Source organism: Vibrio thalassae (genome assembly GCF_900089835.1).
Classification (GTDB): Bacteria; Pseudomonadota; Gammaproteobacteria; order Enterobacterales; family Vibrionaceae; genus Vibrio; species Vibrio thalassae.
The window spans coordinates 420,779-442,821 of the sequence record NZ_OANU01000002.1 but is presented as its reverse complement, the minus strand read 5'-3'; the positions used below and the strand labels follow the sequence as shown (position 1 = coordinate 442,821).

The window sequence follows — 22,043 nt, the reverse complement described above, 5'->3', positions numbered from 1 at the left end:
CTTGTCATTCTTAGCTTTCAGTAACGATCTCACGTGAATAGACTTTTTCACAGTACTTACACTTGAGGTGAATATCTTGATGTTTCTCGAACACTTTGAAGCTGCTGTCTACTGGTTCATTGTGAGTAATGCAGTTGCTATTTGGGCACTCAAACACACCGGTAATCGTTTCAGGCAGTTTTAACGCTAACTTTTTGCAAACTTCATAGTTCTCAATCTGGTTCACGGTGGCATGAGGAGCGTAGAGTGCCAATTTGTTCGCTTGTTCTTCGGTGATAAATACGTTCTCTATTTTCAGCAGATCCTTACAACCTAATGCTGAAGAAGGTAAGTTAAGACCGATGGTGACACGCTGTTTGGATTGATCCATGGCGAACAGTTTGAGTACTTTGATACCAATGTTTGCTGGGATATGGTCGATGACCGTGCCATTTTTAATTGCTTCTACTTGCAACTGGGTTTCTTTAGACATGATCAATTCTCCTTAAAGCGTTTCGTTTAGAACTAGAGCGAGTAGAGCTTCACGGGCATAGACGCCGTTTTCTGCTTGTTGGAAATAGTACGCGTAAGGGGTTTTATCTACGTCTATAGTGATTTCATCAACACGAGGCAGAGGATGCAGAACTTTTAAATTATCCCGCGCGTCTTTTAAAGTGTCGGCCGAAAGAATGTAAGCTGATTTGATATGTGCATATTCAGATTCATCGAAACGCTCTTTCTGTACTCGTGTCATGTACAGGATATCAAGCTCGCCGACGACACTTTCCATGTCTGTGTGTAGACTAAAATCAATTCCTGCTTCCTCAAGTTCCTCACAGATATAATCCGGCATCGCTAAGGCGTCAGGAGCGATAAAGAAGAAGCGAACATTATTAAATTTTGCTAAGGCTTGCGTTAACGAGTGCACCGTACGCCCGTATTTCAAATCACCGACAAACGCCACATTGATATCATCCAGACGGCCTTGTGTTTCATAGATGCTATACAGGTCTAGTAGTGTTTGTGTCGGGTGTTGGTTGGAGCCATCTCCGGCATTGATAACTGGGACGCCGTTTGAAAACTCAGACGCTAGACGAGCTGCGCCTTCTTGTGGATGACGCATCACAAAAGCATCGACATAAGATGAAATAACCTGAACCGAGTCAGCTAACGTCTCGCCTTTCTTTGCAAGAGAGGTATTACCGCCACTATCGAAACCAATTACGTCTCCGCCGATACGTTGGATGGCAGTTTCAAATGACAGACGTGTACGAGTCGAAGGTTCAAAGAAGCAGCTAGCGACAACCTTGTTTTTAATAAGCTCAGGCTGAGGGTTTGATTTTAGTTGACCGGCTGTCTTTACAATGAGTTCCAGCTCCTCACGTGACAACTCTGGAATTGAGATAATGTGCTTTTGATAGAGCGTATTCGCCATGTTTATCTTCCCTATAGTTAAAACCAGACCAGATGGATATTCCCAGTGCGAAAGGCTAACGACCAATCACGGCTTGGAATGCAGGCATAAAAAAACCCCCCATAATGGGAGGTTTAGCAATCAATAGGAAATAATAACGGTGCATGATAAGCAAAAAGCTTATCGAGAGCGTGATATGTTGTAAAACTCGCTTGCGCCATTGATTGTTCCCCAGAAAAATTGCGAAGAATTATACGCCTAAAATTCGTGAGCGCAAGCGATTACATCAAAGGTTTATCGTTAAATTAGTCACGTTTTTGACTAGCTGCCTAACGTGGCAACCATGACAGCTTTGATGGTGTGCATCCGGTTTTCTGCTTCATCAAATACGATAGAGTACTCGGATTCGAACACATCATTAGTCACTTCAAGACCATTCAAACCATATTTCTCGGCGATTTCTTTGCCAATAGTGGTTTGGTCATCATGAAACGCTGGCAAGCAGTGCATAAATTTCACATCTTTGTTGCCCGTAGCCTTAATCGTATCCATGTTTACTTGATACGGTTTCATCAAAGCAATACGCTCTTCCCATGCCGATGCTGATTCGCCCATAGAAACCCAAACGTCCGTGTATAAGAAGTCACAATCAGCTACGCCTTGTTGTACGTCTTCGGTGAGAGTAATGGAAGCACCTGTTGATAAGGCGATGGTCTGACATTCATCGACGAGGCTTTGCTCGGGCCAAAACGCCTTTGGCGCAACCAGACGAATATCCATGCCCATTTTTGCGGCCCCAACCATTAGAGAGTTCCCCATGTTGTTGCGCGCATCGCCTAAATAGGCAAATTTAATTTGGTGTAACAGTTTGCCTTTGCCGTGTTCTAGCATAGTCAAAAAGTCTGCGAGAATTTGCGTGGGGTGAAACTCATTGGTTAGCCCGTTCCAAACGGGTACACCCGCATGAGCGCCTAGCTCTTCAACGATATCCTGACCAAAACCACGATACTCGATGCCATCGTACATACGACCTAGTACGCGAGCCGTATCTTTCATGGACTCTTTATGACCGATTTGCGAACCTGAAGGGCCAATATACGAGACCTGAGCACCTTGATCAAAAGCGGCAACTTCAAAAGCACATCGGGTACGAGTCGAGGCTTTTTCAAAGATCAATGCAATGTTTTTCCCTACCAGTTTTTTTTGCTCAGTGCCGGCATATTTAGCGGCTTTAAGATCTTTAGACAGGTCGAGAAGAAACTGAATCTCTTTTGGTGAATAGTCGAGAAGCTTGAGAAAATTCCTATTTCGTAAGTTGTAAGCCATGATTCGTACCCTTTTATTTAGTTTCTTGGTTTATTTATACATAAAAATTCTTTTAATGTGAATAAGTATTTTTATTTGATGCAAAAAAAGCCCCTTATAGGGGCTTTTGGTAAATAATTATGTTTATATACTGTCTCGCTCGATAGGACAGCTCATACAACGGGCTCCGCCCCGACCACGTCCTAGCTCATTGCCTGGAATAGTTAGGACCTGAATACCCGCCTTGTCGTACTTTTCATTAGTATACACATTTCTTTCATATCCGATTACGACACCCGGTTTGACGGTCAGCACATTATTCGCGTCATTCCACTGTTCACGCTCTGCTTCGTAGTTATCGCCACCTGTCGTAATGATCTTCAATTGATCGACCTTTAATGCACTCTCTAGGGCTTTAAGGTAGTTCGGTAACTTTTCAACTTGCATCTGGCCTTTACTGTCGGAGGTTAGACGCCAAGTGTCGAGTTTATCGTTGATGATCTCTGGATATACCGAGAAAGTATCGATATCCATATGAGTCATGACGGTATCAAGGTGCATACAAGAGCGATGTTTCGGAAGATCAATAGCAATAACCTGAGAGGCTTGTCCGGATTTAAACAGATTCGCGGCCAAGTTTTCCACCCCTTGCGGGGTGGTGCGCTCAGAAATACCAATCAGTACCGCGCCTTTACCGATAACAAGAACATCGCCGCCCTCAATGTTGGCGTTGTCATAATGAAGATCTTCATCACCGAAGTATTTAATGAAATCCTGACCAGCAAAGATTGGGTGCCAGCGATAAATGGCTCTTAGATGATTGGTTTCGCGTTGGCGCGCTGGTTTCATCATTGGGTTGAGTGATACGCCACCGTAAACCCAACAAGAGGTATCACGAGTGAAAAGGTGGTTTGGTAGCGGTTCAATTACAAAATCAAGCGGCTTGCTCATTTTGTGCAAGATAGACGGGGTTTTGATGGGCAGCTCAGAGTAAGCGAGGCCACCTAGTAAAATCGTCGCTAAGTGCTCGTCGTCCATTTCTGTCAGATACTTACGCAGCTCGTTAGCAAAGATAGGCCCATAACGGAAATCAGAAATTTGTGTTTCTAGAAGCCATTCCTTGGCTTCTGGGACGGCAAGCGTCTCAACCAGTAGATCGTGCAGAAGCAGTACTTCGACATCTTGGCTACGTAATGTATTGGCAAACGCATCATGTTCTTCACCTGCCGCTTCCACGGCTAACACGTCATCAAATAATAATTCATGACAGTTAGATGGCGTGAGGTGGGTGAGGGCGCGCTCTGGACGATTTAATAATACGCGACGTAACTGGCCAACTTCCGACCCAACGTACAACTTGCTCATTGTGATTCCTTTCAGTTTTGATTGCGCTATTTATGACAAGCTTGTTATCAAGATGCAAGTTAAAACATCAGTGTTTGTTACTGTTAAAAAGTTAAATTGCAGTGATATTGTGGAATAAACTAAAGAAATGCAGATGAATTTTTTATGCGTTTGCGAGGTTTAGCGTCACCAAACTGTGCTTGAGTATGCAGCATTATTGTGCAGTTTTAGCACAATATTCATGAGCGATATATGCATAAAAAAACGAAAATATGCAATAAAAGGCCAAGATAGTGACTAAAATAAACCAAGGATAAATCATAAATTGAGGGGGGGGATATGCAAAATAGACTCATAACCTTTCTGGTCGATATCGTTGCTACTATTTTAATCAGGAGCCTGCTTTATACTGAAATCAGAGAGGAATGACAAAATGTTAAGATTATGTTTCTGTGATCTCGATCTAAATCGGTTTGATTAAACCGAGAAAAAAATTGTCAGGAAAGATCTCGGTTTGATCTTTCGATTTTGGCTGACTTCTCGTATCATTCATGCCGATAACCTATTTATAGCTGGAGCACTTTATGTCTCAACAAGATGAGTATATGTCCGTTGAAGATTTGATCGAGATTCAAAAGGAAGAAACTCGCGATATTATTCAAGCCTTAATTGAAGATGGAAGTGATCCAGAGGCATTGTACGAGATCGAACACCACCTGTTTTCTGAAGACTTTGATCGTTTAGAGAAGGCCGTTGTTGAAGCATTCAAAATGGGTTTTGAAGTGCTAGAAGCAGAAGAAACCGAAGATGAAGACGGTAATAAACTGCTTTGCTGTGATGCGACAATGGAGTCGACGCTCAATGCTGAGCAGATTGACGCACAAGTGGAGAAGCTAGTGAACTTAGCTGAGAAGTACGACATCATTTATGATGGGTGGGGTACGTACTACGAAGGCGAAGATGCGCTTTATAGCGATGAAGATGAAGACGACGAAGAATAAGTCGTATTGATGCGTAAAGGCCGGCTCTGCTGGCCTTTACGCTATCTAGCGGGTTCAACCTATCTTTCGATAACGGATTTGATTATACTGCGCTAAATATGATCTAGGTCAATTCACACCATGAAGAAAAATTTGGCTGACCTATGGCAGCTGTCCCCGCTTACCGATCTTTCCATACCTCAGGATGATCTGTCTTTCCCTGGCGCTTTAAGTCTGGTTTTACCTTCCCATCTCTCCGAAGAAATGATTGCCAACCAAGAGTGGCACCTCATGCATGACTTTGAGTTAACAGAAGAAGAATTACGCCATCCTGCGGTCGATTTAGTGATTGGTGGTGTCGAGCATTATGCTGAAGTTCGTATCAATGGCCGTGCCGTGATGGATTGTGATGGCAATGAAGTAATATATCGCCGTGAAATAAGAGCTCACTTACAGCAAGGTCCTAATCGTATTGAAATTTTGTTCCTTAATTACGATGAAGAGGATTTATTGCTTGAGTCAGACGAAGCACCGCAGTGCTCTTTATGTGTCCCATCAGCGGTAACTGAAACGCGTATGGGAGTTTGGCAGACGCCCTATTTACAGTTTATTCCCCATGTGCGTTTGGAGCATGTGGTGATGGAACAAATTTGGCATCATGGTGGGGGCTGTGAATTTAAAGTTGATCTTCATTATCATACTTACCGTGCAGGTTTGGTGTCGGCAGCAGTCAGATTTAATGGTATGACATTGCACTTACCCATTGATGTTCGAGCAAATCAAGCGTCTGCTCTGTTTCAAGTAGAAGCGCCTAAATATGCCGATCTGGATCAGTTAAATTCAGATGATTTGTATCGCTTGGTCGTGACTTTAGATGGTCAAGTGCAAGAATTTGATGTGGCGCTCAGCCAGTCGTTGTGTGTCACACATCTAGCCATTTAGTGAAACACGTAGCGGTTAGATGGTTGGTGCACAACTTAGAGGGCTGTGATGCTTCTCTAAGCTGCTGTGCTCGATATGACATTGTCTCCCTTTAAACCGAATCAGCAGGAGACAATGTCTAAACCCTTATAACAAACGTTTTAGACGATACAGCTCTTCTAACGCTTGTCGTGGTGTCAGCTCATCCGGATCGAGTTTTGCCAGTGCCTCCTCTACTTCGCTTGGCTCTGGAATCAAACTCAATTGATTGGCAATATCGACTTGTGGGGCGTCTTTGCTCGTTGGCTTGTTGCCTATTTGCTCTAACTGAGTCAGTTTCTGTCTGGCATTCTTGATGACCGCTTTGGGAACTCCTGCCAATCCTGCGACAGCAAGACCGTAAGATTTGCTTGCAGCCCCTTCTTGAACCGCATGCATAAAGGCGATAGAGTCGCCGTGTTCCACTGCATCGAGGTGAACGTTGGCAAGGTGCGGTAGCTGATTTGGCATTTCCGTTAGCTCAAAATAGTGGGTAGCAAATAGAGTCATGGCACCCACTTTGGTTGCCAGCCATTCAGCACTTGCCCATGCTAGCGATAAACCATCGTAGGTACTGGTTCCGCGACCAATTTCATCCATTAGCACCAAACTGTTTTCTGTCGCATTGTGTAAGATATTTGCGGTTTCCGTCATCTCGACCATAAACGTAGAGCGACCAGAGGCCAGATCATCTGACGCCCCTATACGTGTGAAGATGCGATCCAGTGAACCGATCTCAGCAGATTCAGCCGGTACATAAGAGCCAATATGAGCCATCAGCGCAATCAGAGCAGTTTGACGCATATAGGTCGACTTACCTCCCATATTAGGCCCGGTAATGATCAACATTTTTCGCTCAGGGTTAAGTGAGATAGGGTTCGCAATGAATGGCTCATCCATCACCTGTTCTACGACTGGGTGACGGCCCCCCTGAATTCGAATACCAGTATTATCACTGAGAACAGGACGGCAATAATCAAGGCTTTCCGCGCGCTCTGCAAGGTTTTGCAAAACATCCAGTTGCGACAGGGCGGAAGCGAGGTTTTGTAGTTGCTCCAACTGAGGAAGTAACAGATCAAACAGTTGTTCCCATAATTTCTTCTCTAATGCGAGTGCTTTCGATTTTGAGTTAAGCACTTTGTCTTCATGCTCTTTTAACTCAGGGATAATGTAGCGCTCGGCATTCTTTAACGTCTGACGGCGAATATAGTGTGGAGGCACTAGGTGACTTTGACCGCGGCTGACTTGAATATAGAAGCCGTGGACATTGTTGTAACCAACCTTCAATGTATCGATGCCATGACGATCTCGCTCATCATGCTCCAGCTTCTCAAGATAAGCCGTCGCACCATTAGCTAAATCACGCCACTCGTCCAATTCAGCATTGTAGCCATCAGCAATAACGCCACCATCGCGAATGACCACTGGTGGATTTTCTTTGATAGCACGCTCTAGAAGTTCTGCCATGCTGTCCATGGGGGCAGAGTACTGAGCCAATTGCTGCAAGTACGGATGAGCAACGGTTTCAAGACTCAGTGCTAGTTCAGGCAAAAGGTTTAGCGCACTGCGTAATCGAGCCATATCTCGTGGTCTTGCAGAGCGAAGTGCTAAGCGTGCCAAGATACGTTCGATATCACCAATTTGCTTTAACGTTGGAGAAAGCTCAGTGTATAGCGCCTCTTGTTTGAGTTCTGAAATCGCATCTAAACGGTAGTTCAGGGTCTTAAAACAGCGCATCGGTTGATGGATCCAGCGTTTGAGCATACGGCTACCCATTGCCGTTGCTGTGTGATCCAAGACTTCCGCCAAGGTATTATCGTAACCACCTGACAAATTCTGAGTTAATTCAAGGTTGCGACGTGTGGCGGCATCGAGTACCACAGATTGATCTTGGCTGACCAGTGTCAATGAGCGGATGTGTGGGAGTGCAGTGCGCTGAGTATCTTTTACATACTGAATCAAACAGCCCGCTGCGCAAAGTCCGAGTTCGCATTTCTCAACCCCAAATCCAATGAGGTCTTTGGTACCAAATTGTTGATTCAGTTGCTGCCTTGCCGTGTCAATCTCAAATTCCCAGATTGGGCGACGACGATTCCCATGGCGACTCGCCATCAGTTCAACGGGTTCAAAATCCTCTGGGAATAACAATTCTTTAGGAGCTGTACGTTGCAGTTCGGCCAACATTGCTTCTTCGGTACTAGGTTCACAAAGTTGAAAGCGACCCGAGGTAATATCTAGCGTGGCATAGCCAAATTTACCGTTTTGGTGGTAGATTGCGGCAATGAGGTTATCCAATCGTTCCGATAGTAGGGCTTCATCTGAAACGGTTCCTGGCGTGACAATTCGAACCACGCGACGCTCTACCGGACCTTTACTGGTCGCCGGGTCGCCAACTTGCTCGCAGATGGCAACCGATTCGCCCAGTTGAACCAGTTTTGCTAAGTAGCCTTCTACGGCATGGAAAGGGACACCAGCCATTGGAATGGGCTCGCCCGCGGATGCGCCCCGTTTGGTTAGAGAAATATCGAGCAGTTGAGACGCACGTTTCGCATCGTCATAAAAGAGCTCGTAAAAATCACCCATTCGGTAGAAAAGCAGGATATCTGGATTCTCGGCTTTGAGTTTCAGATATTGCTGCATCATTGGCGTATGTTTTTGTTCCGCTTTCACTGTCACATCTTTAGCTGCTTGTTTCAATTGCTGCTTAGGATACGTGAAACCGACGTGAGCGAAAAGGGAATATAAAAAAGTGGCTCTATGGCTTGGGGTCGTTGTCAAACATTGAGTTGCTTAGGAGTTTGCTAGATGAACACTATTGAAGAGTTAAGTTTCAACCTAGGCGCGTTACTCGAACAGAAAGATCATATCCTGGTGACCGCGGAGTCTTGTACTGGTGGCGGTGTGGCGACGGCAATCACTGATATTGCTGGTAGCTCTGCGTGGTTTGATCGAGCATTTGTTACTTACAGTAATGACGCAAAAATCGATATGCTTGGCGTCGCAACTGAAACCCTTGGACAGAATGGAGCGGTGAGTGAAGCCGTTGTTGTTGAAATGGCACAGGGTGCGCTGCAACATTCTAAAGGGACGCTTAGCGTTGCCATTAGTGGAATTGCTGGTCCTGGAGGGGGGAGTGAAGACAAACCGGTAGGAACCGTTTGCTTTGCGTGGGCTTCACAACAAGGTTGGCTCAAGGTCGAAACCTGTTTGTTTGAAGGTGACCGAGCCGCAGTACGTCAGCAAGCTGTAATGCATGCGCTATTGATATTGTATCGTCACGTATTGGAAGACGAGCCTTACTGTTAACAAAATAACACTCGCGGCATCAACGATTTGCTGTTTGTGTCGGAAAAATTTTCATACAGGTATAGACACTGTATGAATCAACAGTATAATAAAACCATATCGCGATGCTTTTATGCATCGCTCACTAATTAGAAAACTGCCAAAGCAAGTAACTTGCGTAGAGCCTATATCCGTAAAGGATAGTTGTGGAGAAAGTAATGGACGAGAATAAACAAAAGGCGTTAGCCGCTGCATTAGGTCAGATTGAAAAGCAATTTGGTAAAGGCTCGATTATGCGCCTTGGTGATAACCGCACCATGGACGTTGAAACCATTTCAACAGGTTCACTTTCTCTAGACATCGCTCTAGGCGCTGGTGGTCTTCCTATGGGTCGTATCGTAGAAATCTACGGTCCTGAATCATCAGGTAAAACAACGCTAACACTTGAGTGTATCGCTGCGGCACAGAAACAAGGTAAGACATGTGCGTTTATCGATGCAGAACATGCTCTAGACCCAATCTACGCGAAGAAGCTTGGCGTAGATATTGATTCGCTGCTGGTATCTCAGCCGGACACGGGTGAGCAAGCGTTGGAAATTTGTGACGCACTAGCACGCTCTGGTGCTATTGATGTCATGGTTGTCGACTCTGTTGCAGCGCTAACACCAAAGGCAGAGATTGAAGGTGAAATGGGCGATAGCCACATGGGTCTTCAAGCTCGTATGCTTTCTCAAGCGATGCGTAAGTTAACCGGTAACCTTAAGCAATCTAACTGCATGTGTATCTTCATCAACCAAATCCGTATGAAGATTGGTGTGATGTTTGGTAACCCAGAAACTACAACTGGTGGTAACGCACTTAAGTTCTATGCGTCTGTTCGTCTTGATATTCGTCGCACTGGCTCTATCAAAGAAGGCGATGAAGTTGTCGGTAACGAAACTCGCATCAAGGTGGTTAAGAACAAGATTGCAGCACCATTTAAACAAGCTGAAACTCAAATTCTATACGGCCAAGGCTTTAACCGTTATGGTGAGCTAATCGACCTAGGTGTTAAGCATAAGCTAGTTGAAAAAGCGGGTGCTTGGTATAGCTACAATGGCGATAAAATCGGTCAAGGCAAAGCGAACGCATGTAAGTTCCTACGTGATAACCCAGAAGCGGCACAAGCTATTGATGCGAAACTTCGTGAAATGCTACTAACGCCAGCACTGGAAGAAGCGCCAGAACAAGGTGAAGCGCCAGCTGAAGAATTGTAAGCTTAGCGTCTAATTGAGATAAGCCCTGCTATGCAGGGCTTTGTTGTATCTGCACTGGTTTATCGAGAGATTATGTTTCAACGCAAACCGCCATCATTGTCAGCAAAAGAAGCGGCAATCCAATTATTAAGTCGTCGAGATCACGGTGAATATGAGCTTTATCAGAAGCTTGCTTTAAAAGGCTATGAAGAATCTGAGGTGGAAGCCGCGCTAGATTTTTGTCGTGACTGCCGTTACCTCGACGATTTACGCTTTGCCAAGAGTCAAATCCGTCAGCATGTTTATAAGGGACATGGGGAGCGTCGAATTCGTCAAGAGTTGAACCAAAAGCGTGTTTCAGATTCTATCGTTGATGAAGCAATGCTAGAGGAAGAAGTGGACTGGTTTGAGTTAGCTAAATCAACGGCGGCGAAAAAGTTTCGCCATGGGAAATCGCAAGATCCGAAAGAATACGCGAAACAAGTGCGCTTTTTACAATATCGAGGGTACACATTTGAGCAGATAAGCTATGCATTAAATGCCGCTGAAACCCCTTAGTTGACCTGCAACTACTTGTCCCAACGAGATTAATCTCTCATTTTTTTCAGTTTCCGTCCTTTTTTACCAGAAGACTAGGCGAATCCTTACTCATGGGGTTACAATACGTCCCCAAAATCTAACTCGAATTATTTCAGGAAGAGCTGCATGTACATGAGCACAGATGAGGTTCGCAACGCGTTCCTTAAGTTCTTTGAGAGCAAAGGGCATCAAATCGTAGACAGTTCATCGTTGGTTCCACACGATGACCCAACTCTGCTTTTCACTAACGCCGGTATGAACCAGTTTAAAGACTGTTTCCTTGGCTTAGAGAAGCGTAACTACACTCGTGCCACTACGGCCCAGCGTTGTGTTCGCGCTGGTGGTAAGCACAACGATTTAGAGAACGTTGGCTTCACTGCTCGTCACCATACTTTCTTTGAGATGCTGGGTAACTTCAGCTTCGGTGACTACTTCAAAGAAGATGCTATCAGCTTTGCTTGGGAGTTTTTAACAGAAACGTTGAAACTGCCAAAAGATCGCCTACTCGTGACGGTATATGAAACCGACGACGAAGCGTTTGAAATCTGGAACAAGCAAATCGGTATCCCGGCTGATCGTATTGTTCGCATCGGCGACAAGAAAGGCGGTAAGCCATACGAGTCAGACAACTTCTGGCAAATGGGTGATACGGGTCCTTGCGGTCCATGTACAGAAATATTCTATGATCACGGTGAGCACATTTGGGGCGGCCGTCCAGGTTCTCCTGAAGAAGATGGCGACCGTTTCATCGAGATCTGGAACAACGTATTTATGCAGTTCAACCGTCATGCCGACGGCACTATGGAGCCGCTACCAAAGCCATCGGTTGATACCGGTATGGGTATTGAACGTATCTCTGCGATTATGCAGGGCGTTCACTCAAACTACGAAATCGATGTTTTCCAAAGGCTGATCAAAGCAGCCGCTGACGTTATTGGCTACGAAGATCTTTCTAACCAGTCACTGCGCGTTATTGCTGACCATATTCGCTCGTGCTCATTCCTTATTGTTGATGGTGTTATGCCGTCGAACGAAGGTCGCGGTTATGTACTTCGTCGTATTATCCGCCGTGCAGTTCGTCATGGTAACAAGCTTGGTGCTCAAGGTGCTTTCTTCTACAAACTGGTGGGCACACTCGCATCAGTGATGGGCACTGCAGGTGAAGAACTTAAGAAGCAACAAGCGGTAGTAGAAAAAGTTCTGCGTATCGAAGAAGAGAACTTTGGTCGTACTCTTGAACGTGGTATGACAATCTTGACAGAAGCCCTTGATAACCTTGGCGATGAAAAGGTTCTTGATGGTGAAACAGTATTCAAACTTTATGACACCTATGGCTTCCCAGCTGATCTTACTAACGATGTTGCTCGTGAACGTGAGTTTGCGATCGATGAAGAAGGTTTTGAAAAAGCGATGGAAGCACAGCGTCAGCGTGCTCGTGAAGCCGGTCAATTTGGTACGGACTACAATGCTGCGATTAAAGTCGATACCGACACTGAATTCTGCGGCTACATAAGCACAGAAGGTTCAAGTTCGGTCGCGGCAATGTTTGTTGAAGGTGCAGAAGTTGAAGCACTATCAGCAGGCGATAAAGCGATAGTCGTTCTTGAGCAAACGCCTTTCTATGCAGAGTCAGGCGGTCAGTGTGGTGACGCGGGTGTGCTGAAAACGGCGGCAGGTATCTTTAAAGTTGAAGATACACAAAAACTGGGTAACGCGATTGCGCACCACGGTGAGCTTGTTGAAGGTGTTCTAGCGAAAGGTGACGAAGTGGAGGCGATCGTTGATGCGCAACGTCGTACTGCTATCTCATTGAATCATTCAGCGACTCACTTACTGCATGCAGCACTGCGTAAAGTTTTAGGCGAGCATGTTACACAAAAAGGCTCTTTGGTTAAGCCTGATAGCTTACGTTTTGACTTCTCTCATTTAGAAGCGATGACGAAAGCGGAAATCAAAGAAGTTGAACGTCTGGTGAATGCACAGATTCGTACTAACCACGTTATTGAAACTAACGTAATGGATATCGAATCAGCGAAAGCTAAAGGTGCGATGGCTCTGTTTGGCGAGAAGTACGATGATGAAGTGCGTGTCTTGTCTATGGGTGAGTTCTCAACCGAGCTTTGTGGTGGTATCCACGCAAGTAATACCGGTGATATTGGTCTATTCAAGATTATTTCAGAAAGCGGTATCGCTGCGGGTATTCGTCGTATTGAAGCCGTGACCGGTGAGGCAGCACTCGACGCTATCGAAACTCAAGCTTCTCAGTATGAAGATAAGCTAAGTGACGCGGCGAGCAAAGCTAAATCATTAGAAAAAGAGATTCAGCAACTGAAAGACAAACTTGCAGCGGTTGAAAGTGCCAACATCATGGGCAAAGTAGAAGAAATTGCGGGCACGAAAGTTCTGGTTACAGCTCTAGAAGGGGCAGATAGCAAGAACCTTCGTACTATGATGGACAATGCGAAAAACCAAATGGGCAGCGGCATTGCGTTTATTGCCAACGTGGCCGACGGCAAGGTTGGTTTTATTGCGGGTGTGACAAAAGACCTTACGGGCAAAGTTAAAGCTGGCGACCTCGTTAAGATGGTTGCAGAGCAAGTTGGCGGTAAGGGCGGTGGTCGTCCTGATATGGCGCAAGCTGGGGGCTCTGATGTTGAAGCGCTTCCAGAAGCGCTAAAATCAATTCGTAGTTGGTTAGAAGAGCGTCTATAACACGCGAATCGACATCATAAAATGCCCAATCAATGCACGTTGATTGGGCATTGTTGCTTTTGGTCTAGAACTATTTCAAAGATCAATTGCATAAGACGCTACTATAGAAATGATTGAACAAGTGCGTGTGTGGACGTGACTTACGATAAGGGAGCGACCAATTTGGTCGTAATTTCAACAAACGACAATATAACGTTGTCTTGGGAAGGTGAAGACTGGTGAAAAGACCACTAATCGTGCAAAAGTTCGGTGGAACTTCTGTTGGCTCTGTCGAGCGTATTCATAACGCGGCAGAACATGTAATTCGAGCGAAAACGTCTGGCAAACAAGTTGTCGTTGTCGTATCTGCTATGTCTGGTGAAACCAATCGATTGGTTGAGCTAGCCAAACAGATCGACAAAGTACCCAATGTTCGTGAACTGGATGTTCTGTTATCTACCGGAGAGCAGATCTCTATGGCATTGCTGTCGATGACGTTAAGCAAGCTGGGGCATGCTGCGGTTTCTCTCACTGGCGGACAGGCAAGAATTACCACCAACAACAATCATAATAATGCAACGATTAGTCACATTGATACCAGTGTGATCGATGACTATTTGGCTCAGGACAAAATTGTCATCGTCGCGGGCTTCCAAGGCATAAATGACATTGGCGATATTACTACGCTGGGTCGTGGTGGTTCCGATACCACGGCTGTCGCTCTCGCTGGTGCGCTAAATGCCCAAGAATGTCAGATATTTACTGATGTCGATGGTGTCTATAGTTGTGATCCTAGAATCGTATCCAAAGCACAAAAATTGGATACGATCGATTTCCCAACGATGCATGAAATGGCTCACAAGGGAGCAAAGGTCCTACATCTACCTTGTGTTGCTTATGCTTGGAAACATCAAGTACCACTTCGAGTTTTATCGAGTTTTGAGGACGGTGAGGGAACTTTAGTTGCCGGTATCGAATCCAAGCAAGGTATCAGTGGTTTAGCAATACGTAAGCAAATGGTAGCGTTAACCGTATTGGCTGAGCATGCCGACAACATTGACAAACAACGTAAGATGTTAGGGGTTGCTGACGGACATTGGGTGACAGATTCTACCTACAAGCGGTTGCTAGTGGGGGCAGACTGTTGTGATAAATTAAGAATGGTCATTGACGATAAAGTAGAGGCAACTCAAGACGTCGCCTTACTAACGCTTGTAGGTGCTAATACAAAGGAACAAGCGTCACAATATCAACAACTTCTCAACTTATCAGACATATCTGTTCTACACTTTTGTGAGGATAAGCACTCAATTACGTTAGTATTGGAACCGGGAACTATCGACAAAGCGGCTAACGTACTGCATGATAACTACATTATCGCCAGTGAATCCGTTCTGAGAGAAGAAAAACAGGTACATTTGGGGTAAATACTTTCCAGAAGATAGTTTACGAAAATATAACTTTTGTTGGATAATAAGTTTCGTAGCAAGAAAATTAGAGAATACTCAAGGAGCAAAGAATGCTGATTTTGACTCGCCGTGTTGGCGAAACGTTGATGATTGGTGATGAAGTCACTGTTACTGTACTAGGCGTTAAAGGTAACCAAGTTCGCATTGGTGTTAATGCTCCTAAAGAAGTGTCGGTGCATCGTGAAGAGATTTACATGCGCATTCAAGCTGAAAAAGGAAATGGTAACGTTGCTTCAGGTAACTACTAATCCAAACTGAGAGGGCTGGCATTATGCCGGCCTTTTTGTTGCGTAAAATTCGGCGATTAATAGAGGCGCTCAGTTGAATTTTGTGTAGGAAAGCTACGATTAAATGGTGGTTTGGTTAATTTGCCAACGCTTAGTCTGTTTTTTCCAAATTTTGCCAAGAAAATGTTTGACTTATTTTTGGTAAATCGTAATATGTGCCTCCGCAAGACGGTGAGGTGGCCGAGAGGCTGAAGGCGCTCCCCTGCTAAGGGAGTATACGGTTTGTAGCCGTATCGAGGGTTCGAATCCCTCCCTCACCGCCATTCTTGCGATGTGTTGTATAACACTGTTCTTTTTGAACAATATTGCGCGCTCGTAGCTCAGCTGGATAGAGTACCTGGCTACGAACCAGGCGGTCGAAGGTTCGAATCCTTCCGAGCGCGCCATTTCTTTCTTCGGAGAGAAATAGAGTGGTGAGGTGGCCGAGAGGCTGAAGGCGCTCCCCTGCTAAGGGAGTATACGGTTTGTAGCCGTATCGAGGGTTCGAATCCCTCCCTCACCGCCATTTATTGACTGTTTCAGTCAATTTTTTTGTTTAAAAAGAAATTAAATGTGATATGCTTCACAACCTTGCGCGCTCGTAGCTCAGCTGGATAGAGTACCTGGCTACGAACCAGGCGGTCGAAGGTTCGAATCCTTCCGAGCGCGCCATTCTTTTTGAATGATGAGGTTAGGTAAAAGAGTTAAGTAATGACTTAATTCAACACCTGTTATAGCGAAGGCTGTACAAAGACTTGTTGCGCGCTCGTAGCTCAGCTGGATAGAGTACCTGGCTACGAACCAGGCGGTCGAAGGTTCGAATCCTTCCGAGCGCGCCATTCTTTTCGAATGAAGAGGTTAGGTAAAAGAGTTAAGCAACCACTTAATTCAACGCCTGTTATAGCGAAAGCTGTACAAAGACTTGTTGCGCGCTCGTAGCTCAGCTGGATAGAGTACCTGGCTACGAACCAGGCGGTCGAAGGTTCGAATCCTTCCGAGCGCGCCATTCATTTAGGTAAAAGAGTTAAGCAACCACTTAATTCAACGCCTGTTATAGCGAAAGCTTTACAAAGACTTGTTGCGCGCTCGTAGCTCAGCTGGATAGAGTACCTGGCTACGAACCAGGCGGTCGAAGGTTCGAATCCTTCCGAGCGCGCCATTCATTTAGGTAAAAGAGTTAAGCAACCACTTAATTCAACACCTGTTATAGCGAAAGCTGTACAAAGACTTATTGCGCGCTCGTAGCTCAGCTGGATAGAGTACCTGGCTACGAACCAGGCGGTCGAAGGTTCGAATCCTTCCGAGCGCGCCATTATTTTAAAACCTCGCTTCGGCGGGGTTTTTTATTAACAAAAATTTATCATTCCAACAATCTTTTAATTACAACGTGATGTTTTTTAAGGATAAATTACGGTAATTTTAAGCCTGTCTCAGTTTTCCAATCCCAGTTTGTTTATGTTGAAATCTATGGTTGAGTCATAGTATGAAGTTCTGTGTAAGTACACATACACCATAAATTGTTGTGCTCATCATAGTTTTTCATCTGAATGACGTTTTAATGACGGCTGTAGATTAAACAAAATTGACAAACTTTCACCAATCGAGATAATCCTAGATCTCTTGCAATGGATCAATGCAAGAACCATTGCTTGTCAATCTGTGCGCAGTGACGCCACGTTTTATGATTGAGTAACTTGTCAGGATGACAAAGAAAGGACGCAACATGACTAATATTGGAAGCCTGCTAGGAGACGCAGCTACCCTAATGTTCACGGGTATGGCTGTAGTATTTTTGTTCCTAACAATCCTCGTTTATCTCGTTCGGTTAATGTCGAAATTGGTACCAGAAGAAGTGCCCGAACCGATCGCAGTTCCTACACAAATTAAAACACAACAATCCCCCTCAAATGGTGTTAGCCCAAGTGTTGTTGCAGCGATTTCTGCTGCTGTACATCAATACCGCACTTCGGCCGCTAAATAGATTGAGTTAAAGCTTAAAAAGGAGTTAATGAGCATGTCTAAACCACTAGCTATTACGGACGTGGTACTTCGTGACGCCCACCAATCTCTGTTCGCAACTCGAATGCGTATTGAAGATATGTTACCTATCGCAGCAGAGCTGGATAAAGTGGGGTATTGGTCTTTAGAAACTTGGGGGGGCGCAACCTTTGATGCGTGTATTCGTTTCTTAGGGGAGGATCCTTGGGAACGTCTACGTGAATTGAAAAAAGCGATGCCAAACACACCCATGCAAATGCTACTGCGTGGACAAAACCTGCTGGGTTACCGCCATTATGCAGATGATGTGGTGGAAAAATTCGTAGAACGCGCTCACGCCAACGGTATGGACGTGTTCCGCATTTTTGATGCGATGAACGATGTACGCAACTTTGAGAAGGCGGTAAAAGCGACCGTAGATGTGGGCGCGCATGCGCAAGGTACGCTGTCTTATACAACAAGCCCTGTACATAACACGGAAACTTGGGTTGACCTTGCCAAACGCCTTGAAGATTTGGGCTGCCATTCACTATGTATTAAAGACATGTCAGGCTTGCTTAAGCCTTATGAAGCCGAAGAGCTGATATCTCGTATTAAATCATCTTGTGATGTGCCATTAGCGCTGCATTGTCATGCTACAACAGGGCTGTCTACGGCAACAGCAGTCAAAGCCGTTGAAGCGGGTATCGACATCCTAGATACCGCGATTTCTTCGATGAGTCAGACATACGGACACACGCCGACAGAAACCGTGGTAGCAATGCTACAAGGCACTGAGCGCGATACCAATCTTAAACTGGAGCAAATTGAACCTATCGCCGCCTACTTCCGTGAAGTGCGTAAGAAGTATGCAAAATGGGAAGGTCAGTTGAAAGGTGTTGATTCACGCATTCTGATTGCGCAAGTGCCGGGTGGTATGTTAACCAACATGGAAGGGCAACTAAAAGAGCAAGGTGCTGCTGATCGTATTGACGAAGTTCTTGAGGAGATCCCAAGAGTTCGTGAAGACCTTGGCTTTATTCCTTTGGTGACACCAACGTCGCAGATCGTTGGGACCCAAGCGGTGATCAACGTCTTAACGGGTGAACGCTATAAGAGTATTACCAAAGAAACCGCAGGGGTGCTAAAAGGGGAATACGGTAAGGCACCCGCTGAAGTGAATGCTGAACTGCAAGCGAAAGTGTTGGATGGCGCTCAAGCGATTACCTGTCGTCCGGCCGACTTGCTAGAAGCGGAGCTTAATACATTGACCGAGGATCTGCTTCAAAAAGCCAAATCTGAGGGCATCTCACTGGCTGAAGACACCGTTGATGATGTTCTTACCTATGCATTGTTCCCACAAGTAGGTCTCAAATTCCTGAAAAACCGCCATAACCCTGACGCATTTGAACCTGCTCCGGGTAAAGAAGAAGCCAAACCAGCCGCGGCGGTTGCAGCTCCAGTAGTTAGTGCTGCAGGTATTGAGTCTTATAGCGTAAAAGTGGACGGTCAGGTTTATGAGGTTGAAGTGGGGCCCAAAGGCGAACTTACTTCAGTGACACCTGTATCTGCCGCCGTTCCTGCACCATTACCTGCTGCTGCAACAAATGTTGAAGCAGTTTCCGCTCCATTAGCTGGCAATATCTTTAAGGTCAATGTTGCTTCGGGTGCGCAAGTTCAAGAAGGCGATGTACTGCTTATCTTAGAAGCGATGAAGATGGAAACGGAAGTACGTGCTGCGCAAAGCGGCGTGGTTCAAGATGTACACGTGAAAGAAGGTGATGCTGTTGTCGTCGGCGCGCCTCTTGTTAGCTTAGCGTAAGGGAGCACCATGGAAGGATTGATGACCTTATGGTCAGAAACAGGGATCGCTAACTTTGAATTCGGCCAAATCTGTATGATTTTGGTCGGAGGCATCTTGTTGTTCTTAGCGATTCGCAAGGGCTTTGAACCACTGCTACTGTTGCCGATCGGTTTTGGCGCTATTCTAGCCAACATTCCGAATGCGGGCTTCACCGAGCCAGGCGGTTTGTTGTACTACGTCTATTATGTCGGTATCGAGTCTGGGGTTTTCCCACTGCTTATCTTTATGGGTGTTGGGGCGATGACAGATTTCGGGGCATTAATCGCTAACCCGAAAACCTTGTGGCTAGGGGCGGCAGCTCAGTTTGGTATCTTTGCTACCTTGTTTGGTGCGATCTTACTGAACTATGTGCCGGGTATGGAGTTTTCCATGCAAGATGCGGCATCCATTGCCATCATCGGTGGTGCTGATGGTCCAACCGCTATCTTCTTAGCAAGCCGACTTTCGCCGGATCTTCTCGGTGCCATTGCCGTCGCTGCTTATAGCTACATGGCGTTGGTTCCGATTATCCAGCCACCAATTATGAAGGCTTTGACCACGCCAGAAGAGCGCACTATCAAGATGGCGCAACTTCGTCACGTCAGCAAAGGTGAAAAGATCTTATTCCCCCTTGCTGTGTTATTGATGACCATCTTGTTCTTACCGTCTGCAACGCCTTTGGTCGGTATGTTCTGTTTGGGGAATTTGATGCGAGAAGCGGGCGTAGTCGACCGACTATCGAAAACGGCACAAAATGAGCTTATCAATATTGTGACGATTTTCTTAGGTCTTGGTGTTGGCTCAAAGCTTCAAGCAGAAGAGTTTTTGAACTTTGAAACCCTAGGTATTCTTGCTCTTGGTGCGGTGGCCTTTAGCATTGGAACTGGCGCTGGGGTACTAATGGCGAAGCTACTTAACAAATACTCAAAAGAAGATATTAACCCGCTGATTGGGGCTGCAGGGGTTTCTGCGGTACCTATGGCAGCACGTGTTGTTAATAAGGTTGGTCTACAAGCGAATCCACAAAACTTCTTGTTGATGCATGCCATGGGTCCTAATGTTGCTGGTGTATTAGGCTCGGCAGTTGCCGCGGGTATTTTGCTCGCTTTAGTCGGCTAACGACAATCTGTATGTGATGACTAAGGGGAGCTGAGATAAGGCTCCCTTTTTTATCTTTGGTTATCAGTACTCAGACAGAGTCACAAAAGTGATTGAATTTGTTACATACTGAGTGCGGGATGACGAAAAGATAATCTAGACTCATACGGGTATTTCGTTACTATGGAACCTAGAATTGGAAAAGGAAGCCGCGATGAAGTGTAAACAAATAGTCATCCCAGAATTTGGTTCAGCAGAAGTATTAGCATTTCAGGAGATCGATATTCCTCAGCCTAACGCTGGCGAGGTATTGGTGAAAATCGCTTATGCTGGTGTCAACCCGATTGATGTCAAGACCCGTGCTGGATTAGGGTGGGCGGCGGCCGAAAACAAAGATAACTTACCTTGGGTCCCAGGTTATGACATTTCGGGTGTTATCGCGGGCTTAGGTGAAGGCGCACAAGCGTTTGAAGTGGGTCAAGAAGTCGTTGGATTTATCGGTTTCCCTCTTCGGGCTGGGGGCTATAGCCAATATGTGTGTGTGCCAGAAACAGAACTGACAGCGTTACCTAAGACGGTTGCGTTGGACGCCGCCGCTGCATTGCCATTGGCGGGACAAACGGCAGCCCAAGCCATCAATAAAGCGCAAGTGCAAGAAGGTGAACGAGTATTGATACTCGCCGGGGCTGGTGGCGTTGGACACATTGCCGTTCAGTTGGCTGTCGCCACTAAAGCAGAGGTGTACACGACGTGCAGTGAACGCAATCTCGATTACTTGGCTACATTGGGCGCCCATGCTATCAATTATGAATTCGCTCCCGCTTCCGAGCGTCTAAGCGATGTCGATGTGTTAATTGACCTAGTTGGTGGCGATGTTGCACTAGATGCGCTCAAGTGTTTAAAAGACAACGCTCGAGTCATCACCACTCCTACGATTACTGCCGAGTTGGTATGCGAAAAAGCCAAGCTGCTTGGTTTTGAAGCGAGTGGAATGCTAGTGTCTCCCGATACAAAACAAATGGAAACCTTGCTGTACATGGTAGGCGTTGGGTTGCTCAAAACTGAAATTCAGCATGTTTTGCCTTATTTACAAGTGGTTGAGGCTCATCAACAAGTCGAAACCAGCCGAACTCGCGGCAAAGTCTTACTTGATATGCAATGCTAGAAACGTTTTCTCAATATCTCGCGGAGTCATGGTTTGCCGACTCCGCACTCGCCGTCCTTTTTATTTCTGGTTTTTTAAGTGCGACCTTGCTCCCAGGAGGCTCAGAAGCAGGGTTAGTCGCGACATTAAGTCTGCAACAATACGCCCCAGCGATGGTGATTTTGGTTGCCACCATAGGTAATACTCTTGGGGGATTAACCAACTACTGGATTGGTATTTGGTTGCCAAATCGAACTCAGAACGAGAAACATGGTCATAAGGCCATAGCATGGATACAGAAATACGGTTACTGGACGTTATTGTTTAGCTGGTTGCCTATCATTGGCGATCCCCTGTGTTTAGCGGCAGGTTGGTTGCGGATGAAGTTCTTACCGTGTGTTGTGCTAATTACTATTGGTAAAGCGCTACGTTATATCGCGCTGACCGCTATCTTCTACGGTCTTTTCTAAGGAG

The 22,043-nt window shown here is 45.7% G+C and carries 18 protein-coding genes and 8 tRNA genes; 21 read left to right on the top strand and 5 right to left on the bottom strand.

The features are described from left to right. Positions 1–10: 10 nt before the first annotated feature. The 4 genes from pyrI to arcA all read right to left on the bottom strand — a co-directional run bounded on the left by pyrI (position 11) and on the right by arcA (position 4,063). The gene (gene pyrI / locus VTH8203_RS02010; protein WP_096992125.1) at positions 11–472 is read right to left on the bottom strand and encodes an aspartate carbamoyltransferase regulatory subunit; all 462 of its coding nucleotides are present in this window, start codon (positions 470–472) and stop codon (positions 11–13) included. 12 nt (positions 473–484) lie between these two features. Beyond that, entirely contained in the window at positions 485–1,414 is a 930-nt protein-coding gene (gene pyrB / locus VTH8203_RS02005; RefSeq protein ID WP_096992124.1) for an aspartate carbamoyltransferase, read from the bottom strand. Between the two features lie 300 nt (positions 1,415–1,714). Next, positions 1,715–2,719, bottom strand: coding sequence for an ornithine carbamoyltransferase (gene argF, locus VTH8203_RS02000; protein WP_096992123.1), 1,005 nt, complete (start codon positions 2,717–2,719; stop codon positions 1,715–1,717). A gap of 123 nt (positions 2,720–2,842) precedes the next feature. Next, positions 2,843–4,063, bottom strand: coding sequence for an arginine deiminase (gene arcA / locus VTH8203_RS01995; RefSeq protein WP_096992122.1), 1,221 nt, complete (start codon positions 4,061–4,063; stop codon positions 2,843–2,845). Between the two features lie 563 nt (positions 4,064–4,626). Between arcA and rraB the strand changes: the two genes are divergently transcribed. Further along, complete coding sequence (gene rraB, locus VTH8203_RS01990; RefSeq protein WP_096992121.1) at positions 4,627–5,043, top strand: ribonuclease E inhibitor RraB; 417 nt, start codon at positions 4,627–4,629, stop codon at positions 5,041–5,043. A gap of 120 nt (positions 5,044–5,163) precedes the next feature. After that, positions 5,164–5,964: a glycosyl hydrolase 2 galactose-binding domain-containing protein gene (locus VTH8203_RS01985; RefSeq protein ID WP_096992120.1), complete on the top strand. Its 801-nt coding sequence runs from the start codon at positions 5,164–5,166 to the stop codon at positions 5,962–5,964. Positions 5,965–6,090: 126 nt separating this feature from the next. Here the strand turns inward: VTH8203_RS01985 and mutS are convergent, their stop codons facing one another. After that, positions 6,091–8,652 (bottom strand): DNA mismatch repair protein MutS, encoded by a 2,562-nt coding sequence (mutS, locus tag VTH8203_RS01980; RefSeq protein WP_096992119.1) that lies wholly within the window; start codon positions 8,650–8,652, stop codon positions 6,091–6,093. A gap of 135 nt (positions 8,653–8,787) precedes the next feature. Between mutS and pncC the strand changes: the two genes are divergently transcribed. From pncC to VTH8203_RS01885, 19 genes are all read left to right on the top strand, one after another. Further along, positions 8,788–9,288: a nicotinamide-nucleotide amidase gene (pncC, locus tag VTH8203_RS01975; RefSeq protein WP_006073327.1), complete on the top strand. Its 501-nt coding sequence runs from the start codon at positions 8,788–8,790 to the stop codon at positions 9,286–9,288. Positions 9,289–9,485: 197 nt separating this feature from the next. Continuing rightward, positions 9,486–10,523 carry a recombinase RecA gene (gene recA / locus VTH8203_RS01970; RefSeq protein WP_096992118.1) on the top strand — a complete coding sequence of 346 codons (1,038 nt, stop codon included), beginning with the start codon at positions 9,486–9,488 and terminating at the stop codon, positions 10,521–10,523. Between the two features lie 72 nt (positions 10,524–10,595). Continuing rightward, positions 10,596–11,060: a recombination regulator RecX gene (gene recX / locus VTH8203_RS01965; RefSeq protein WP_096992185.1), complete on the top strand. Its 465-nt coding sequence runs from the start codon at positions 10,596–10,598 to the stop codon at positions 11,058–11,060. Between the two features lie 147 nt (positions 11,061–11,207). Then, positions 11,208–13,793, top strand: coding sequence for an alanine--tRNA ligase (gene alaS / locus VTH8203_RS01960; protein WP_096992117.1), 2,586 nt, complete (start codon positions 11,208–11,210; stop codon positions 13,791–13,793). Between the two features lie 218 nt (positions 13,794–14,011). Further along, complete coding sequence (locus tag VTH8203_RS01955; protein ID WP_096992116.1) at positions 14,012–15,199, top strand: aspartate kinase; 1,188 nt, start codon at positions 14,012–14,014, stop codon at positions 15,197–15,199. A gap of 92 nt (positions 15,200–15,291) precedes the next feature. Then, on the top strand, positions 15,292–15,489 hold the full coding sequence (csrA, locus tag VTH8203_RS01950; RefSeq protein ID WP_004415691.1) for a carbon storage regulator CsrA: 198 nt from the start codon (positions 15,292–15,294) through the stop codon (positions 15,487–15,489). A gap of 209 nt (positions 15,490–15,698) precedes the next feature. Then, positions 15,699–15,791 (top strand) — tRNA-Ser (locus VTH8203_RS01945). A gap of 46 nt (positions 15,792–15,837) precedes the next feature. Beyond that, a tRNA-Arg gene (locus VTH8203_RS01940) sits at positions 15,838–15,914 on the top strand. 26 nt (positions 15,915–15,940) lie between these two features. Beyond that, positions 15,941–16,033: transfer RNA gene (locus VTH8203_RS01935), tRNA-Ser, on the top strand. A gap of 69 nt (positions 16,034–16,102) precedes the next feature. Then, positions 16,103–16,179 (top strand) — tRNA-Arg (locus VTH8203_RS01930). 90 nt (positions 16,180–16,269) lie between these two features. Continuing rightward, a tRNA-Arg gene (locus VTH8203_RS01925) sits at positions 16,270–16,346 on the top strand. A 90-nt stretch (positions 16,347–16,436) separates the two neighbouring features. Next, a tRNA-Arg gene (locus tag VTH8203_RS01920) sits at positions 16,437–16,513 on the top strand. A gap of 76 nt (positions 16,514–16,589) precedes the next feature. Next, a tRNA-Arg gene (locus VTH8203_RS01915) sits at positions 16,590–16,666 on the top strand. Positions 16,667–16,742: 76 nt separating this feature from the next. Further along, positions 16,743–16,819 (top strand) — tRNA-Arg (locus VTH8203_RS01910). Between the two features lie 411 nt (positions 16,820–17,230). Then, positions 17,231–17,488, top strand: coding sequence for an oxaloacetate decarboxylase subunit gamma (locus tag VTH8203_RS01905; RefSeq protein WP_096992115.1), 258 nt, complete (start codon positions 17,231–17,233; stop codon positions 17,486–17,488). 33 nt (positions 17,489–17,521) lie between these two features. Then, complete coding sequence (gene oadA, locus VTH8203_RS01900; RefSeq protein WP_096992114.1) at positions 17,522–19,306, top strand: sodium-extruding oxaloacetate decarboxylase subunit alpha; 1,785 nt, start codon at positions 17,522–17,524, stop codon at positions 19,304–19,306. 9 nt (positions 19,307–19,315) lie between these two features. Next, positions 19,316–20,446, top strand: coding sequence for a sodium ion-translocating decarboxylase subunit beta (locus VTH8203_RS01895; RefSeq protein WP_096992113.1), 1,131 nt, complete (start codon positions 19,316–19,318; stop codon positions 20,444–20,446). 193 nt (positions 20,447–20,639) lie between these two features. After that, positions 20,640–21,590 (top strand): NADP-dependent oxidoreductase, encoded by a 951-nt coding sequence (locus VTH8203_RS01890; protein ID WP_096992112.1) that lies wholly within the window; start codon positions 20,640–20,642, stop codon positions 21,588–21,590. Continuing rightward, entirely contained in the window at positions 21,584–22,039 is a 456-nt protein-coding gene (locus tag VTH8203_RS01885) for a YqaA family protein (RefSeq protein ID WP_096992111.1), read from the top strand. Before VTH8203_RS01890 ends, VTH8203_RS01885 begins: the two co-directional genes overlap by 7 nt. Positions 22,040–22,043 lie beyond the last annotated feature (4 nt).

Excerpts from the sequence above, each read along its gene's own strand:
- VTH8203_RS01985 (WP_096992120.1), top strand. The coding sequence starts at position 5,164 with ATGAAGAAAAATTTGGCTGACCTATGGCAGCTGTCCCCGCTTACCGAT.
- alaS (WP_096992117.1), top strand. The coding sequence starts at position 11,208 with ATGTACATGAGCACAGATGAGGTTCGCAACGCGTTCCTTAAGTTCTTT.
- VTH8203_RS01890 (WP_096992112.1), top strand. The coding sequence starts at position 20,640 with ATGAAGTGTAAACAAATAGTCATCCCAGAATTTGGTTCAGCAGAAGTA.
- pyrI (WP_096992125.1), bottom strand. The coding sequence starts at position 472 with ATGTCTAAAGAAACCCAGTTGCAAGTAGAAGCAATTAAAAATGGCACG.
- VTH8203_RS01885 (WP_096992111.1), top strand. The coding sequence starts at position 21,584 with ATGCTAGAAACGTTTTCTCAATATCTCGCGGAGTCATGGTTTGCCGAC.
- VTH8203_RS01905 (WP_096992115.1), top strand. The coding sequence starts at position 17,231 with ATGACTAATATTGGAAGCCTGCTAGGAGACGCAGCTACCCTAATGTTC.
- pncC (WP_006073327.1), top strand. The coding sequence starts at position 8,788 with ATGAACACTATTGAAGAGTTAAGTTTCAACCTAGGCGCGTTACTCGAA.
- arcA (WP_096992122.1), bottom strand. The coding sequence starts at position 4,063 with ATGAGCAAGTTGTACGTTGGGTCGGAAGTTGGCCAGTTACGTCGCGTA.
- oadA (WP_096992114.1), top strand. The coding sequence starts at position 17,522 with ATGTCTAAACCACTAGCTATTACGGACGTGGTACTTCGTGACGCCCAC.
- csrA (WP_004415691.1), top strand. The coding sequence starts at position 15,292 with ATGCTGATTTTGACTCGCCGTGTTGGCGAAACGTTGATGATTGGTGAT.
- VTH8203_RS01895 (WP_096992113.1), top strand. The coding sequence starts at position 19,316 with ATGGAAGGATTGATGACCTTATGGTCAGAAACAGGGATCGCTAACTTT.
- pyrB (WP_096992124.1), bottom strand. The coding sequence starts at position 1,414 with ATGGCGAATACGCTCTATCAAAAGCACATTATCTCAATTCCAGAGTTG.
- recX (WP_096992185.1), top strand. The coding sequence starts at position 10,596 with ATGTTTCAACGCAAACCGCCATCATTGTCAGCAAAAGAAGCGGCAATC.
- argF (WP_096992123.1), bottom strand. The coding sequence starts at position 2,719 with ATGGCTTACAACTTACGAAATAGGAATTTTCTCAAGCTTCTCGACTAT.
- recA (WP_096992118.1), top strand. The coding sequence starts at position 9,486 with ATGGACGAGAATAAACAAAAGGCGTTAGCCGCTGCATTAGGTCAGATT.
- rraB (WP_096992121.1), top strand. The coding sequence starts at position 4,627 with ATGTCTCAACAAGATGAGTATATGTCCGTTGAAGATTTGATCGAGATT.